At 44.3% G+C, this 16,965-nt stretch carries 12 protein-coding genes; 7 read left to right on the plus strand and 5 right to left on the minus strand.

Translation table 11 applies throughout. From position 1 onward, the window contains the following. The first annotated feature begins 219 nt into the window (after positions 1–219). Positions 220–381 (plus strand): hypothetical protein, encoded by a 162-nt coding sequence (locus Q0241_RS01965; RefSeq protein ID WP_299372230.1) that lies wholly within the window; start codon positions 220–222, stop codon positions 379–381. A 590-nt stretch (positions 382–971) separates the two neighbouring features. Here Q0241_RS01965 and Q0241_RS01970 read toward each other — a convergent pair. After that, a complete protein-coding gene (locus Q0241_RS01970) occupies positions 972–1,154 on the minus strand; it encodes a hypothetical protein (RefSeq protein ID WP_299372233.1) in 183 nt (60 codons plus the stop codon). A gap of 421 nt (positions 1,155–1,575) precedes the next feature. Between Q0241_RS01970 and Q0241_RS01975 the strand changes: the two genes are divergently transcribed. From Q0241_RS01975 to Q0241_RS01985, 3 genes are all read left to right on the plus strand, one after another. Continuing rightward, positions 1,576–2,193 carry a hypothetical protein gene (locus tag Q0241_RS01975; RefSeq protein WP_299372235.1) on the plus strand — a complete coding sequence of 206 codons (618 nt, stop codon included), beginning with the start codon at positions 1,576–1,578 and terminating at the stop codon, positions 2,191–2,193. Positions 2,194–2,342: 149 nt separating this feature from the next. Beyond that, positions 2,343–2,729 (plus strand): TM2 domain-containing protein, encoded by a 387-nt coding sequence (locus tag Q0241_RS01980; protein ID WP_299372238.1) that lies wholly within the window; start codon positions 2,343–2,345, stop codon positions 2,727–2,729. Then, positions 2,726–3,127, plus strand: coding sequence for a TM2 domain-containing protein (locus Q0241_RS01985; RefSeq protein WP_366941146.1), 402 nt, complete (start codon positions 2,726–2,728; stop codon positions 3,125–3,127). The genes Q0241_RS01980 and Q0241_RS01985 overlap by 4 nt, the downstream gene beginning before the upstream one ends. Positions 3,128–3,129: 2 nt before the next feature. Here Q0241_RS01985 and Q0241_RS01990 read toward each other — a convergent pair whose 3' ends face one another. Together Q0241_RS01990 and Q0241_RS01995 are read right to left on the minus strand one after the other, a co-directional pair. Then, positions 3,130–4,593 (minus strand): terminase, encoded by a 1,464-nt coding sequence (locus Q0241_RS01990; protein WP_299372244.1) that lies wholly within the window; start codon positions 4,591–4,593, stop codon positions 3,130–3,132. 52 nt (positions 4,594–4,645) lie between these two features. Further along, positions 4,646–5,095, minus strand: coding sequence for a terminase small subunit (locus Q0241_RS01995; protein ID WP_299372247.1), 450 nt, complete (start codon positions 5,093–5,095; stop codon positions 4,646–4,648). A 264-nt stretch (positions 5,096–5,359) separates the two neighbouring features. Here Q0241_RS01995 and Q0241_RS02000 point away from each other — a divergent pair, with 264 nt between their 5' ends. After that, positions 5,360–9,349: a DNA topoisomerase gene (locus Q0241_RS02000; RefSeq protein WP_299372250.1), complete on the plus strand. Its 3,990-nt coding sequence runs from the start codon at positions 5,360–5,362 to the stop codon at positions 9,347–9,349. Between the two features lie 30 nt (positions 9,350–9,379). On the opposite strand, the gene Q0241_RS02005 is transcribed toward Q0241_RS02000, so the two are convergent. After that, complete coding sequence (locus tag Q0241_RS02005; protein ID WP_299372253.1) at positions 9,380–11,281, minus strand: HAMP domain-containing sensor histidine kinase; 1,902 nt, start codon at positions 11,279–11,281, stop codon at positions 9,380–9,382. 9 nt (positions 11,282–11,290) lie between these two features. Further along, positions 11,291–12,547, minus strand: coding sequence for an ABC transporter substrate-binding protein (locus tag Q0241_RS02010; RefSeq protein WP_299372256.1), 1,257 nt, complete (start codon positions 12,545–12,547; stop codon positions 11,291–11,293). 247 nt (positions 12,548–12,794) lie between these two features. Between Q0241_RS02010 and Q0241_RS02015 the strand changes: the two genes are divergently transcribed. Continuing rightward, positions 12,795–15,038, plus strand: a complete 2,244-nt coding sequence (locus Q0241_RS02015; RefSeq protein WP_299372259.1) for an ATP-binding protein — start codon at positions 12,795–12,797, stop codon at positions 15,036–15,038. Between the two features lie 72 nt (positions 15,039–15,110). Then, positions 15,111–16,817, plus strand: a complete 1,707-nt coding sequence (locus Q0241_RS02020) for a GGDEF domain-containing response regulator (protein ID WP_299372262.1) — start codon at positions 15,111–15,113, stop codon at positions 16,815–16,817. The last annotated feature ends 148 nt before the right edge of the window (positions 16,818–16,965 follow it).

Raw genomic sequence — 16,965 nt, forward strand, 5'->3', positions numbered from 1 at the left:
GCAACAGAATATGACCCTATAGCCTGTATCTTTAAACCTATGAACCTGTACAGGGAATACCGGAGTATCTTCTAGACACTTACTCTACAAGACACGCTATTTCTGCCATAAACGTTTGACCTCGAAGCCATAGTTTTATCACACCAATAACTTGACCAATATCAATTTTTAATCCAGAATAACCACAACCATAAGGACACATAGTTACGGTAAATTCCTATGAAAAATAGTTTCCTTGGCGCCCTAATCGGCGCAACAATTGCTCTTGCCATAGGTTGGCTTAGTATCATTTTTATCGGTGGTGCCTTTGGGGCTACGACAGTGTTTTTGTTGCTGGTTGGCTCCATCATTGGGTACGCACTTGGAAATATGCGTCGCTAACTCATCATACAGAGATTTCTGGATCAAAATACCTAGCAAAAACCCAAAACGCCGCGCCCCTAGTAAAGGTTTGCGGCGCTCGGTACAATCAATCAGTCGCATCTAACCCTAATCAAATTAGGTATCTTTTCAATCATTTTCTGAAAAAATCGCTATTTCATCATTTCTTGACTTCATAATAGCCCTTGCCCACTATTCCCCAAATTAGAAACAGCCTCATGATAAAACCGAGATTTAGGTTAAGGCTCCCTTCAAGAGATACCTAGATGCAGACAATCCAAACAAGACAGGGCAATCCCCTCTGATGATATCCAAACAACGGTTCTTAGATCTGTTTTTACTGGTACTCTTTCCCCATCTTTGCTTGTCGGTTTGGGTTAGCGAACGCGTTACTCCCGCAATAAGCATGATCTTGACGATCCTTTATGCGGCGGGGATCTGTTATTTTCTTTTTGTTAATCAGCCTGATATCTACTATCAGCTCACCCAATTCTGGCTTTTGGTTGCAACAGTATACGCAGCCCTGCCCTGTTTGTTCTTTCTCGCACGCAGCTTTGACAAGTTCTAATACGGTCTGAAGGGCCCCTTCTTTATCGGCTACGATAATAAATCACGATGATGGAAATGATAATCAAAATCCCGCCGGCCAAGGCACTGAACATCGGGTAAAGGCCATCCATTTCATCAAACCTCACCCGGCCAGCATCCGTATACATGCCCCACATCCCAAAGGCGACACCGACAAGACCTGTAAGAAAAAGAATAAACCCCATTTTGCCCTCCGACACGATATTTCATCACGAATTATAGTGTTAGTCGGAATAAATACCAAAACGGTTCATATAAAAATTACCCCCTTTGAATATACGCCCTTTCCATAAAATACTCTCCCCTGAGTGGTAACAGGTTTTAAACAGAAAATACTGACTAATATCTTCATACAAAAAGGAACATCACGCAGCGGTCACAAGCTTTCCTTTCCACTTATTCCCAAAACAGAAAAGCATATTCAAGGCTGATGAATACCCTTCACTGACATACTTATAATAATCACCTTTCGATCACCGAAATTATTTTCTCATCATTTCATGATTTCTACTTAGATATCAGCCGCTTGCGTTCATAAAATCACAGAAAACACCCATGTACTGTTCAAAGTCTGACCCAATCAATAATCATCAGGGCCTCCTTAACATGAATAAGCTATTTAAAATCAGTTTATTGCTACTACTAATCACCCTTTTCGGATGCCAAAAATACCAAACGGCTCTCCCCGAAAACCAGACGAGCAATCGACCTGTTGAGATTCAAACCTCAGAAACTTACCTACATCCAGAAAGTACATTCAGATTACCTGCAACCGTCGAAAGCTTTCAACGGGTTTCATTAACGCGCTTTGATAAACAGGGTTTAAACGTCGGGGCTGGGTATAAACTACAAAATGATCCCTGTAATCTTACAGTTACTATTTATCTCTACCCGACCCCGAGAATGCAATTGATCGGTGCAGATCAAGACGTCATCAATTCCATAGAGGCATCTTGGCTTGAACAGGAATATTCAACAGTCAAAAAACAAATTCTGTACGGTTATTCAGGCGCACAAGTGATCACGGAACAACCAACCGTCGACAATGGCCACACAGGTCACCAAGGAATATTTCAATTCCAGAATAAAAAATCCGTTCTCAAACTATACGTTGTTGATCATAGATGGTTCGTTAAACACCGTTATACCTATCCGTCGAACTGTGCGAACAAGGCAGAGGTAGCTTTGCAAACCTTGGAAAATAATATTCCACCACGATCCTAACGGCTCTCTCTCAATATTGACCTAGTTTAACTTCGACCAAAACTTGGCCTTCTCACCTGCTCATTGATCTTGGTTGAGCTAATACAAAATAAATTATATAAATTTCCTACTAACTCTCGCCCTCTTCCTTCTTTGTTTGGTGAATTTTTATGGATAAATACTATCAAGAAAAATCTATGGTCACAGCGTATTTCTTACTGTTTATCTCAGGCATATTTGGCGGCCATAGATTTTACCTGGGAAGACAAAGGAGTGCTACAGCACTTTTATTAACCACCATAGCTAGTATTTTCTTTATAGCCACTTTTAAGTCAGTACACGCCAATATCCAATGGGTGGGGCTATTCTCTATTTTCTCACTTCTAGGGCATTTGATCGAAACCATAATAGAGAATAAAGCAGGACTAGTTTTAATCCCTCCGGTAATTTGGTCTCTTTATCGCCTATTCTTTGACCTTTTTTGGATTTACTTCAAAATGAAGGATACAGAAGAAGCACCAATTAACATCACACAAGATACCGAACTTTATCCTTGACCAATAAATCCCTGCCCATAGCGTACTTACTCTGGCTGTTCACTGGAGTCTTCGGTGGGCATCGGTGGTATTTGGGTATGCGCCTTAGAGCAGCCTTTCTAACAGCAAGAGGTGTTTATTTTTTTGGTGCATTATTTTTCTTAAGCAAGGTTTTAAACAATTACTCACTAAACGAGATTATTGAGCGAGTGCCTACATTTGTTTTAGAGCCAATCCCTATGTTCATTTATTTTTGGTACGAGACACCGCTAGAAGGCGGAATTATGGGATCAATGATACTTATATTCTGGTCAATCACCGTAACCTTGATAATGGATACTTTCTGGATCCGCTCAACAATCAAATGGCAAAGAAAGCAAGAAAACTCCACTCAACAACAGGTTGAGGCGTTCGATTAGGCTCAGCCCCCAGGCTCATAATCAGAAATAGCGACCTCCATATCGCCGTAGTGATCCTCTGACCACTTGGCTATGTCCTCGGCAAAGGTAAGTGCCAGTGCGTCTGCCACGTCTGGCGAATGCAACCCGCGCTTTTTCATGTCTTCCTTGCGCTCAAGCTGTAGCCTGTTCTTGGCATCAAAGCCGTATTCAATGGCTGTCAGATCTGTTTCAAGTTCCTGATCATCTGCGGGGATATCACCGCCCTTGAGCCAGTCGCGCATCTTGCCCCACATTTCAGCGCGCTTGTTCATGTAGGTCTTCTGGTCCTGCGCTCTGGCCCCGGCATTCACATCGATACAGTCATGGCCCAGTTGCTTTAGGCGATCGACAACGCCGCCACCGACACCCACGCCGTCAACCAGTACACCGTCAGGACGATATTGACGTATGACCTCAACCACATGTCCGACCAGTGTCATGGTATCCACCCGGTACTTTTTGATCTCCAGCACCTTACGCCCCTGCCGTATCAAAATCACCGATTGGTCATCGCCAAACCGGGCAACGTCCACACCAATGACAAGGGGATCTTGTGGTTGCGACGAAAGCTGGCGATTTCGGGCCGCTTTAACAATCGCACCACTGATAAACTGCGTTGATCCAGCTCTTGGGAACACACCGCGCACACGGACGCGAACAAAATCGCTGTCTTCGCCGTAATCCTCGACCCATTGCTGCATCAGGTTCTGATTGGTTCCGTCCACTGAACGGCTATCAATCTGGCGGGTTTTCCAACGATGTCGCAAACGATTAAAACATTCAAAAAAGCGCCCCGAGTTTCGTGTCGGGTTGCCAAAGACAAAGCGCATGGGCTCACCGTCGGTCAGACCGCCATCGGAAACCTCCCAGATTTTATCGGGCACGGCTGATGCTTCATCGAACAGATAAAAGGGCGTAGAATTCGCGGCGTGCAGTCCGGCAAAGCTTTCTGAATTTTCCTCGCGACAGGTCTGCGCATCACACCGCCAGCTTTCGGAGTGACGTTTATGGACCAGCGCCATATTGCCTTTGCTTGCGCTATAGTTAAACCAATGCCCGGTCAGACAGCGTTTGTGCCACTTCCCCAACTCGGCCCAAGTTTTCGTGCGCAGCTGATCACTGGTATTTGACGTCACAACCCCTTTGGCAAAGGGCCGCGTTGACATGATAAAAAGAATTAGCCACGCCGACATGGCGGACTTGCCAATACCATGGCCCGATGCTGTCGCCATATCCATCGGGGCAACGGGGTGAAGCCCGTCAAACCCACGTTCTGTGATTTGCATGCCCAGATCTTCCAGATAGGCCAACTGCCAGTCGCGCGGGCCTTTAAAGTCGACCAAGTCGCCCTGTCCCCAATCAAAGGCCCACAGAACAAAGCCAAGCGGATTTGCATAGAACTGCGCGCAATCCTCGGCAAGATCCAGATCAACCCCATGGGTCATTAGATACCTCTATAATCAGATAGGAAAAATGGTGACCAGAAGACGAGAAAATTTACTTATTCTTTAGGCGTTTGCGCCCGCGCATCAGGCGATCAACCAGTTCATTTTCAATCGACATTTCAACCTTTTCCTTAAAGGCCTGAACCGACACATGCCGCCCGATAATCTCTAACGCCTTTCCCGCCCCGGTATGCTGGAATTTGTATTCCCCATCTGCATCCGCGACCGGGCTGCGCTGCATACAACGTTCAAACAGCTCCACAGCCCCTTTCAGAACGTAATCAGCATCGACCTGTAAACGTTGGGAACGCGCGGCCTTCGCATGTTCAATGGCCGCTTGCACCAAAGGGTTTTTCAGCGTTCGGCTGGCGCTCTGCTTAATTGATTTAGGGCTATAGCCTGCCCGAAGTGCCGCTTGCGTGGCGTTTAAATCCACCAGATACTCTTCGACAAATCTCTTTTGTCGTTCGGTCAGTTGCTGCTTTAGATCCGGATCACTCATTTTTCCTCCCGCCAGATATAAAACAGAAATGGGGAAACGATGTGTACAAATCCAATTCAGAAATCACGCCCACTTCCCCGCCCATATTTTATATCTGACAAGCAGGCCGAACAATTCATCTGAAACGTTGAGAGGAAATCCATTTAGAGGGAAAAACCCACCCCAATTCTCAACAAACACATTTTTTCAAAAGAGAGGCTTTATCCCACGCCCTTCTTTACGGTAAAAGCATAGAAGAGTTGAGTAACGGTAAAGGGTTTTAGATTGTCCACCATTATTATTACGGAAAAAACCTCGCAAAAGCGCGATGTTCAAGCGGCAATCGGCAGTAAATACGGGCAAATCCTTCCAGCAGAAGGACACCTGTTAAGCCTGCAGGAACCACAACAAATTCAAAGCAGTTGGGGACGCTGGTCATTTGACTTGCTCAAGCCTGATGATTTCTATCCAACCTGTCCAGCTCCTGATGCCTCACCTTCAGCAAAAAGCAAGCTTGAGGCAATCGCTAAGGCTCTAAAAACCGCAGAACGCGTCATCATCGCGACCGACTGTGACCGCGAAGGACAGCTTATTGGTGAAGAGATTTTACGGCACTATAAATTTGCAGGTCAGGTTCAGCGCGCCATGTTCACCGCGCAGGATGAAAAGACCCTGCGACAAGCGTTCGATAATCTGGAACCCAATGATAAATATCATAATCTGGGCCAAGCAGCAGTTGTACGTCAGCAAGCGGATCAGGTTTATAACCTGTCCCTAACCCGCGCAGCCACCGTCGCCCTAAAACAACCCGGACAATACGGCGCAATCGGTATTGGCCGTGTAAAGACGCCGACCATGGCAATTGTCTGCATGCGCGAATTGGAAATTCTGGATTTCACGCCGCAGGATTATTACCACCTTGTCGCAACGGCCAAGGCTGAAAGTGGCGAACTAGACCTTCGTCACGCCCCCAAAGACCGTATTCTGAACCCGGAAAAGGCAGAACAGCTCCGCGCTGCTGTCGAAGGTTTTGAAGGCCCGCTCAAAACAGAAAAAAAGATCAAGAAAACAAAGCCGCCGCGTCTTCTTGATCTGCCAGAATTACAAAAGATATGCGCCCGCCGTTGGGGGTGGAGTGCCGATAAAACACTGAACATTGCCCAGGAACTCTACGACGGGGAAGGCAAAAAAATTCAGACTTACCCCCGTGCTGAATCCCGGTATCTGGCAGAAAACCAGATAGACGACATCGGCGAAATCATTCAGGGACTGACCAAGCTTTCGCAATATCAGGGGATTGACCTGTCATCCCCCGAAGTGCGCAAAGGAAAATCCGGCCACTTTTCTGATGCAGGTTTGAAGGGTGTATCGCACCACGCGATTGTCCCCAATAAAAACACCATGGACCGTGTAGAGGTCATCTACGCACGCCTGACCCAAGATGAACAACGCATGTTCGATCTGGTTGCCAGTTCCTATCTCGCGATCCTGATGCCGGATTACGTCTATGAATCAACCAGTGTGTCTATGGAAGTTCCCGTAACCCTACCTGATGAAGACCCTGGTCAAGAAAAAGAGAGCATTCTCGATTTCAAGGTGACAGGCAACATTCCAAAAGAACAGGGCTGGAAAGCCGTCTATACCGATGTCATGGAAAAAAAGGAAGATCACGCTGGGGAACTTCCCCCCATTCAGAACGGTGACATTGCTATTCTGTCCCCCGTGACAACCGATACCAAGAAAACCAAAGCACCACCGCGGTATAACGAAGGAACTCTGATTGATGCCATGCAGAATGCTTGGCGATTTGTTGAAAACAAGGATCTGAAAGAACGCCTAAAAGAAGCCAAGGGTATCGGCACCCCGGCCACGCGCGCAGCCGTGATTACAGGTCTGAAACTACAAAACTTCCTTGCCCAAAGCGGAAAACACATCGTTCCAACGGACGCAGGCTTGACCCTATACAAAACCTTGAAAGCAGCAGCCCCAGAATTGGTTGACCCCGGTGTTACCGCCATGTGGGAAATGAACATGGACGACGTGCTCGAAGGGAAACAGACTGCGCGACAGGTTTGGGATGATATTGGGAATGATACAGAACGCCTTATCAGCATCCTCAAAACCAGTGCGGCTACAGCGCCAAAGATCAACACAGGCGTGGCCATGCCCAAAAATGCTGGCAAGGGCAAACCAACGGATAAAATGAAGGAAACGGCAAAGTCCGTTGCCCAGAACAAGGGGGTAAAGCTCCCCAAAGGCTATACATCCGACTTTAATATCTGCCGAGAATTTCTAGATGAACATCTTGGTGGTAAAGGGCCAAGCCCGGAAAAAGTTCTCGCAAACCTCGAAAAACAACTCTCTGACGGCATGATCAAAGGGCTAGGGGCAAAGGCAGCAAAGCAATTGGTCGAAAGCTTTGGGGCGAATGCGCTAAAGGTGATCGTGGAAACACCGGAAAAGCTTGCAACAGAAACATCCCTGCCAAAGGGAAAAATCAAGCTATTGGAAGACTGGTCCGAAGATAGGAAGACACATTCTGAAATTGCCACCTTCCTACATAACCATAGTGTTGACCCCGCAAGATCCTATCGCCTTTATGATGCTTACGGGCAAGACACAATCGCGAAATTAAAAGACAATCCCTATTGTATCGTCCGCGATATAAAGGGTGTTCCCTTTGAAGTACCCGATTGCATTGCACATCGACTTGGACTGGAAGCGCACTGTCTGGAACGTGCTGGCGCGGCATTGTATTACGCGCTCCTACAGGCCGCTGATGCACGCGAAAAAAGCAACCTAATGACGCTATTGAATAAACGTTTGGATATCCCGACAGACGTACTAGAACAAGCTCTGACGCAAGAGCTAGAAGCCAAACATATACACGCCTACAAAGAAAAAGATGCGACTGGAAGCACCCAAGAATTCCTGATTTTGAAACAGGACTGGCAAACAAATTCAAAAATCAAAAAACGTATGAATGTGCTGTCCGAAGGGGCTGTTCCTTGGGGCGAAATTGATACGCAAAAGGCAATTGATTGGGTTATCAATCGTGACAAAATTGATCTGTCTGAACATCAAAAAGCTGCTGTTGCCAAATTACTAAAAAACAAATTATCCACCCTCAAGGGCGTTGCCGGAAACGGTAAAGATGATGTTATCAAAGCCTTTGCCAAAATCATCAACGCCAAAAATATATCATCATTGATCGCCGTTCCGTCCTCTACTCAGACAAAGAAGACCAGCGCGGCACTGGACGAAGATACAGTCTCGGTTGTCAAACTTCTGGAATATAATTCCAAGACAAAAACCTTTAAACGCAACGCTCGAAAACAATTGGATTGCCAGCTTTTGATTATTGATCAAGCTGACTTGTTAGATCGATCAACAACCCTTGCTGTGCTGGATGCCCTCCCCGAAAACTCAGGTCTGGTATTGATACGAAGCAGCACATCAAATGCTTTTCCCGGTTCGGGCCGCGTCCTGGATAAACTGCTCGATCTTGGCGACAACAATACTCTCTTACTTGATCAACTATCTCCCCAAGACCAGAATAATAAACGCGCAGGAAACTTGCTTAGTTTAAATAACAATCAGGGTTTTGATTGTACCTCAGATACACAAAACCCAGGAACATTCTATTATATTGAAGCTGAAAATGAGCAAGATACACAACGCAAACTGGCCGAGGTCATTAAAAACCGCTTACCCAAAAGCTTTAAATACAATTCTATAAAAGACATTCAGGTCATCAGCATGGCAAAGGGAATGCTTACCCCTCAGAACCTGATACCTCAACTGCAAAGCTTGCTTAACGACGGGCACACAGGTTTAACCCTGCAAAAATTTGGCACCCAATATAAAACCGGTGACAAAGTCATACTGTTACAAAACGATCCAGACCGGGATTTGATGACAGGCGACATTGGCTTTATCAAAGATATTACCCGGGACGAAATACCTCAATCGGATAACCGTACATCCTATGTGGACGATGGCCGTGTAAGCCTAGAATTCAATGGTAAAACTCACGATTTTGCCTTTGGTGAATTGGATCACCTAAATCTGGCCTATGCCTTACCCGTCAATAAATCTCGGGATAATCTTTCTGCCGCGACAGTGTTGTTGCTTCCGCTAACAGGTTCAGAAGATCTAAATACAAATCCGGGCAAAGAGAATGATCCGGGCTTTAGACACAATCTGCTACAAAGCCTCTCTTCCGCAAACGAACGGGTTATTCTGATCGGAAAGAAGCCAGGGAACACTCGGTAACAATACAAAGTACCCTCGTACTTTTCATCGTTATCCCCGAACCCGTTCAGATGGAAATACAAGGGTTACTTTGGTTCCTCGGCCCGGTTCAGATTTGATGTCAATCGTACCGTTATGCATTTCCATCATACGCTTTGCCAAAGGCAGCCCAAGCCCTGTTCCCTTGGTGTTATCGTTATAAGCACTTCTGACCATACCAAAGGGGGTCAAGGCAGTTTCAACGTCTTCTTCATCCATGCCAATCCCTGTGTCAGTGATATTCAAGCAATATACCCCATCCGACTTCAGATCGTCACTTATGCAAATCTTTCCTCCCTTTGGGGTAAACTTCACAGCGTTTACCAATAAGTTCAAAATGATCTGGCGAACTAATCTTTCATCGGCAAAGACAACCAGATTTGAACCTTTAGCGTCATTCACCAACCGGACGTTTTGCTCATCGGCCTGTAGCTGAACCATTAACATGGCTTCATTTAAGGCTGTCGCAAAAATAAACTCTTCTTCGTTTATTTTAAAAGTCCCGGACTCAATGGAAGAAACATCCAAAATATCATTGATAATATCCAACAGATGCGCGCCTGAACGATTAATGTCCTGACTATATTCAAGATATTTATCGTTCCCCAAAGGACCAAAAGCTTGTATCTTCATGATATCGGAAAACCCGATTATCGCATTTAAGGGCGTCCTTAACTCGTGGCTCATCGATGCCAAGAAATTATCTTTGGACTGGCTTGCCGCTTCGGCCCGTCGACGCAAAGCGCCCAAGGTGTCGACCTGCTTGGAAACAGCCTTGAATATTAACCAGATCACCACAATAAAGATCAATCCGCCCCATAAACTTATAAGAGAGACTGTAATCCAGGTTCGGGATAGATTTTTATTAGATTGCAATACGGATGCTTCATGCCATTGAACCCTAATCTTGGTAAAGGCAGTCCAATCTTGATCCAAAAGGACAAGAAGCCGACCTAATTCACCGCTAATTTTTTGATTCTCAACCTGTAAACCCAGATATTTTTGTACCACCGAAAAAAGATTTTTCTCCACTGGCTTTGCCAGTTCGGGATCTTGGTAGTTCTCCACTTCACTTCCCAACAGCTTGACCTTGAGAAGAAAAAGCTCTGTTTCCAGATCTTTATTCACCTCATTGCCAAGATTGATAGATCGAACAGCTCGCTCCAATCTTTCAAGATTTGGTAGCAACCGATTATCTTTTAAATCTGACAAACGATCATAACTCTTTTCACCCGAAAGAACTTCGACCAATCGCTGTATATCAGACAACTCCGTCAACAGATTTCCAACATTTCTGCTCAACAGTTTTTTATATTCACCAACAATTTTATCGACGGCCTGTTTTTGAACTATTTCCTTGTTATTCTGTTCATATTCTCTAAGGCTTAACACCATTTCCAAGCGTAATTTTCCGATAACATCATTAATGAGCACCTGAATTTTGGTCAGTTGCTCTCGGACCTCATTCAGCGTCACATTATTATTAATATCCTCAGAAACTCTGTCATTACGCCCTCGCCAATCAGCTGATTCAAACAGAATTTCCAAAAGCTGTTTAGACTGTCCTTGTAGTGATTTCTTCAGCTGTCGCAGTTGTTCATCATCATTTACAGGCAACTTGTTAATGGCCGCTTCCAGCCCCCTGATGGCAATAATGCCTTTAACCGGCTCTGTCCGTTCGGATGTTTCTAATAAGCGTTCGATTTCAAAAATACCGGTTCTGATTTTTTCATTAATGCTCGAAACCGTGTCATTGAAAGCTTGTTCTTGCTCAAGCAAACGATCCTTTTGTTCCTGTTGATTAACGACCCCCCATCCCAGAAATAGGTTGACGACAACAGGAATAACAATACTCAGACCAATTAAAGCCCAAAGCATTCGTTTTATTCTTAGGACATGATTGTCTTCATCCATGAGCATACTTTAAGGAACCAACATAGAGGGAGTATTTTTCCAGTCAAAGGGAACAAATTCACCTTGCCTTAGACTTGTGGGCCAAACCTTATGACTGGCCTGATGATGTTCACGGTTATAAAAAAGCTTTTGTCCTAGTCCAATATCAAATTCACCCAAATTTTCGAGAGCATCAATTATATTTTCTCTATCGGGTTCACCCTCAATGCTGTGCAAAGCTTTGATCATTATCTCCATTGCAATATAGCCCTCTAGGCTACCAAATGAAACTTCACCATTCTGCGCATATTTACTTATATCATCGTGATAGGCCCGAACAATTGGTACAGATAAATCTTCGGGATACGGGACAACCTGGGTCACGATCACTCCTTTGATTTCCTTGCCCAGCTCTTTAGCCAGCGGGGCACTGCCAACAAAGGACACATTTAGAAAAAGAGAGTCCAAACCAGCCATTCGAGCAAGCTTTATAAACTTGGCGGACGGTGCATAGGCCCCGACCATGATTATTGCTTTAGGTGTAGGCTCCGCCAATAAAACATCCGCCAGTGCACTTTCAACGACCAGAGTATTTCGTTCATAGCGACTGTGGACAATTGCCGTTTCAGATTCCAAGCCATGTCGTTTTAATGCATTGATTCCACCTGTAAATCCTGCGTCCCCATAACTATCCCTTTGCGTAAAAAAGGCCACCTCTTCAGGTTTCAGCCCCCCTTCTTCTATCAGGGCATTTACCATAGCCGATGTTTCTTCGGCATAGCTGGCGCGATAGTTTATGACGTATCGATCTGGGGGATTTTTCCTTAAGACACCAGCACCAGTAAAGGGAGCAAAAAACAATGTTTTTTCCTCATTAACAATCGGTATAGCCGATATAGCAGTGGGGGTTCCCACATTCCCAATTATCGCAAGTGCATCTTCGTAATTAATCAAATTCCTGATATTGGGTATTGTTCTATCTGGTTCATAGCCATCATCCCAAGCGATCAATCTAATTTTACGACCATCAATGCCCCCTAAAGAATTCTCTCTTTCCAGACGCATCTGGATACCAAGGCACATATTTTTCCCCAACTCAGCAGCCTGGCCAGACAGGGCCGTCGACATGCCAAAAACCAGGTCGGCATTCGTTCTAACATCATTTGTTGTTGAATCAGCGTGTGAAAATACAGGCCTTATTATCAAAGCGATTGATAAGCAAACCCAGACGAGCAGTAGCTTAGCAGGTATTTTGCGAATAAAAGCACTTAAAATCTTAAGTGACATTGATAATACCCTGTTTTAATTACACTAACTCCCCACATCCCTATCAATTTAGCTTCATACTAACCCATTGCTCTTTATAGGGTGTTAATAAGGAATCTAACTTATTCCGATCATAGGTTGCGTATTAATGAATTAGAAATCCCTAGATTGTAATATGCATAAAATATCTAAAGCATTCTATCACTTGGCTGTCGAAAGGCTGCCTTTAAAGGGATAATCGAGCCACAAGGACAATCGGGGAACCTTAATGGAATCAAGTGGTAAGAGGTCAGGCCTAAAGAAAGTTCGTCTTCATCACCTGTTATTTCTCGGGTTCACTCTAATCTCGACTATACCTGTTTTCTTTCTTGCCGCTTGGACACAGAAATCGGCCATTGAAAATGAATATACAGCAATAGAAGATAAGCATCTATTATTAGCAAAAAACCTAACGGGTACATTAGATCGCTTTGCCAAGGATGCAGAACAAATTTTCCGTGTTTCAGCCCATTATCTTCAAACCAATAAACCAACAGAACAAATAGCCACTTTAATGAAGATCGTTCGCTTCAATCATCTTCACATAACGGACAAAACCGGACGAATTTTCAGTATTGAATCAGATTGGCAAGGGCAAGCACCCATAAAAAACAACACTCAAATTTCACACAAATTGCTATCGAAATTATCCCTCGACATTGAACAGGCAAAATTATTACCTGACCACGTTTTCTTTTCCCCTGCGCTTCATAACTCTCACGGTAAACCAACAATATACCTCATTAAATTCACCCCTGATGGCTCTCTTGTTATTGGGGCGCTTGAAACAGATTATATTGTTGATATGGGGCAAAACATTTCTTTTGGTAAGTTAGGGCACGCAACGATTGTTGATCATAAAGGTCATGTTCTATCCCACCCCAATTCTACATGGCGGAACGAAATAAAAGACATATCCCACATCAAACCTGTATCCCTAATGATGGCGGCGCAAACTGGGGTCACCACGTTTTATTCGCCAGCTATAGAAACTGACATGATCGCGGGATTTACCTTTTTACCTAAAATAGGTTGGGGCGTTATGATTCCCCAACCCCTATCAGAATTGGAAGAGCGTGCCAGCGGTGTCAGAACGGCTGTCATCATCATTACCCTTTTCGGTATATTAATAGCCGCCCTGATTAGTTGGTGGCTAGCACGTTATCTTTCCATGCCCATGCAGGCCGTGGTCTATGCCGCCGGCGATGTTGCAAAGGGTAAGCTGAACGCAAGAATACCAACCTTTCGGGCCTTCATCCTCAAAGAAGCCAATGATCTTGTCCTTTCTTTCAACTCTATGGTCAACGAGCTGGAAAAAGTTGAACGCCGCCTTCGGACAAGTGAAGAGAGATTCAAAGAATTTGCATCAACGGCATCAGATTGGCTTTGGGAAACAGATGAAAAGGGGCGCATCGTTTGGGAATCAGCCAGTAAAAAACAAGGATACAGAGGTAGAAAATTCATCGAAATCCAGGGAATGACCCGCCAAGAACTGGCAGGGGATGTTATGAAGAAAAAGGATTGGGCAGCTTACCAAAAAGCCTTGGACAAACATGAAGAAATCAAAGATTTCCACTATAAATACCCTGGTGAAAACGGACAAATATACCACGCTCTGATTAATGGAATTCCCCTCTATGATGACGAAGGCAACTACAAAGGACACAGAGGTTCAGCATCAGACATCACAAAACGCACAAAAGCAGAACACGAGCTAAAAAAAGCCCGTGATGAAGCCGAAACAGCCAACAAATCCAAGTCCGATTTCTTAGCAAATATGAGCCACGATCTACGAACACCTTTGACTGCTATTATCGGTTTCAGCGATATTATGCGGCACAAAACCTTTGGTAAATTAGGTCACCCCAAATACGATGAATATGTCCGAGATATTCATAATAGCGGAACCCTCTTAATCGGCCTCATCAATGATATACTCGACCTCTCAAAAATAGAGGCGGGCAAATACGAACTGACCAACGAACCTCTGCAAATAGATGAACTAATTGGTTTATCATTTCGGCAGCTGGAACTAATGGCCGAAAGTTCCCATCAGTCTCTCAAGATGAAAATCTCATCAACCCTCCCCCATTTAAAAGGGGATAAGCGTGCCATTATTCAGATTTTAAACAACCTGATATCCAACGCGATCAAATATTCGCCTAAAAAGGGAACTATTGCAGTCAACGCCACGACTAACGAAAACAACGGGATTGAAATATCAGTCGAAGATTCCGGAATCGGAATGTCTGAACAAGATTTAGAGTGTGCAACGGACGCTTTTGAACAAACCGATCGCTTGCACCCCAGAAAACATGAAGGAACTGGGCTGGGCCTTTTCCTCTGCCACAGCTTTATGAAACTTTTGGGTGGGAAGTTAAAAATTGAGAGCAAAGTTAATGTTGGAACCAAAGTAACCCTAATTTTCCCGGCGTCCCGAACAATTATGACACAACAAGAAAAAAGTCCCTGACGTAACAATTTTACACATAAAAAAATGCACCAACTCTGACAATATAGAACAAAAAACACAGGAAGCCCCCGCATGAAAGAGCAAATCAACATCTTGCTCCTAGAAGACGAACAAGAAGAAAACAAGCTGGTGAAAAGCTATCTTGAGCAGGCTTTTCATAACAATTACCGTTACGACAAAGTCACCAGCTTAATCACGGGAACCGAAAAAATCAGGCTGCAAAATTATGACCTTGTACTGCTGGATTACAAATCAACAGGCCCAGATGGGATCGACTTTGTTCACCACATTATAAATGATCTTAAGATTATGATTCCCGTAATCTTCCTATCTGAAGAAAATAACCGTGAAGCTGATCTGAAAGCCATGGAGGCAGGCGCCCAGGATTTTCTGTTGAAAGAAGAATTAACACCTTATTCTTTTGAAATGGCAGTACGCTATTCGCTAAAGCACAAAAAAGCAGAAGAACACATACAATACCTCGCCTATCACGATGCTCTGACAGGCTTGCCTAACAAAAATTTACTACTTGATCGCCTTGAACGTACCTTGATCAGATTTTCGCGCACTCAACGTCACAGCGTTTTGCTATTTCTAGATCTGGATAGTTTTAAAATAATCAATGACTCTCTTGGGCATACTGTTGGCGATGACCTGTTAATCGAAGTATCCAAAAGACTTAGCTCCGTATTAAACGAAACAGATTCAGTCGCTAGGCCTGGAGGGGATGAGTTCATCATTCTTCTTCCCGAGATTTCTAAAGAAAAAGAAGAAGCAGCATTAAAAGCGCAACAGATTGCAGATAACATCATAAACGCTTTGCGACTTCCTATTGAACTGGGGGATCATCAATTACACATCGGTATATCAATTGGTGCAACGCTGTTTTCCGGGAAAGATACAACCTGTGCCGACACGGTTTTAAAACATGCTGACACAGCAATGTACGAAGCAAAATCGTCTGGACGCAATACGATCAGTTTTTTCCAGGAAGAAATGGAAAAATCAGTAAAATATAAGCTGGCATTAGAAAATGACCTGCGAAAAGCTATCCCGAAAAATGAATTTGAACTCTATTATCAGCCACAGGTTTGCGTTAACTCGGGCGCTGTTATTGGTGCAGAGGCTCTTGTTAGATGGATGCACCCGGTAAAAGGGCTGATCTCCCCACTTGATTTTATTCCATCCGCAGAACAGAGCGGGCTTATCCATCCTCTTGGGGCTTTAATTTTTAAAACCGCGTGCGAGCAACTCCATAGTTTCACTGGTATTCCACGAATTTCAGTTAACATAAGCGCCAAGCAATTTCATGCACCAAACTTTGTTGAAACGATTGCACAAATCACCAAAGAAACCAAGGTCAGCCCGAAACAGCTAGAATTAGAGTTAACCGAAAGCACTATGTTGGCTGATATCGAAGAAACCGCCGTAAAAATGCGTGAATTGAAAGACATGGGGTTTTCTTTTGCACTGGATGATTTTGGAACGGGCTATTCATCCCTAACTTATCTAAAACGCTTACCATTTGACGTTCTAAAGATTGATCGTTCTTTCATAGCAAACATCATGGACGACCCAGAGCACGCGGGCATAGCAACAGCCGTAATTTATCTTGGCAAAGCATTGAACTTGCACATTGTTGGCGAAGGCGTTGAAACAAAAGATCATCTAGAGTTCCTAAAGCGTCAAGGGGCCCATTCTGCTCAAGGTTATTATATAAGCCGCCCTGTTCCCGCGGATGAATTTATCGCCTGGGTGAACCAACGACAGACTGCGTAGTTTTACAGACTTTCTTGTGCGCAGGAAATTGCAACGTCCGTATGATGATGTAATGATCACGCTCTTTCAAAATACCTTTTCCTCCCCAATTATTACTCAGAGCATAAAATGATAATTCCCAACCTTATGGTCACAGACATAGAAGCAT

The sequence above is a fragment of the uncultured Kiloniella sp. genome (assembly GCF_937128705.1).
In the GTDB taxonomy this organism is placed as follows: domain Bacteria; phylum Pseudomonadota; class Alphaproteobacteria; order Kiloniellales; family Kiloniellaceae; genus Kiloniella.

Coding starts and splice junctions, on each gene's coding strand:
- Q0241_RS01965 (WP_299372230.1), top strand. CDS start 220: ATGAAAAATAGTTTCCTTGGCGCCCTAATCGGCGCAACAATTGCTCTT.
- Q0241_RS01970 (WP_299372233.1), bottom strand. CDS start 1,154: ATGGGGTTTATTCTTTTTCTTACAGGTCTTGTCGGTGTCGCCTTTGGG.
- Q0241_RS01975 (WP_299372235.1), top strand. CDS start 1,576: ATGAATAAGCTATTTAAAATCAGTTTATTGCTACTACTAATCACCCTT.
- Q0241_RS01980 (WP_299372238.1), top strand. CDS start 2,343: ATGGATAAATACTATCAAGAAAAATCTATGGTCACAGCGTATTTCTTA.
- Q0241_RS01990 (WP_299372244.1), bottom strand. CDS start 4,593: ATGACCCATGGGGTTGATCTGGATCTTGCCGAGGATTGCGCGCAGTTC.
- Q0241_RS01995 (WP_299372247.1), bottom strand. CDS start 5,095: ATGAGTGATCCGGATCTAAAGCAGCAACTGACCGAACGACAAAAGAGA.
- Q0241_RS02005 (WP_299372253.1), bottom strand. CDS start 11,281: ATGGATGAAGACAATCATGTCCTAAGAATAAAACGAATGCTTTGGGCT.
- Q0241_RS02010 (WP_299372256.1), bottom strand. CDS start 12,547: ATGTCACTTAAGATTTTAAGTGCTTTTATTCGCAAAATACCTGCTAAG.
- Q0241_RS02015 (WP_299372259.1), top strand. CDS start 12,795: ATGGAATCAAGTGGTAAGAGGTCAGGCCTAAAGAAAGTTCGTCTTCAT.
- Q0241_RS02020 (WP_299372262.1), top strand. CDS start 15,111: ATGAAAGAGCAAATCAACATCTTGCTCCTAGAAGACGAACAAGAAGAA.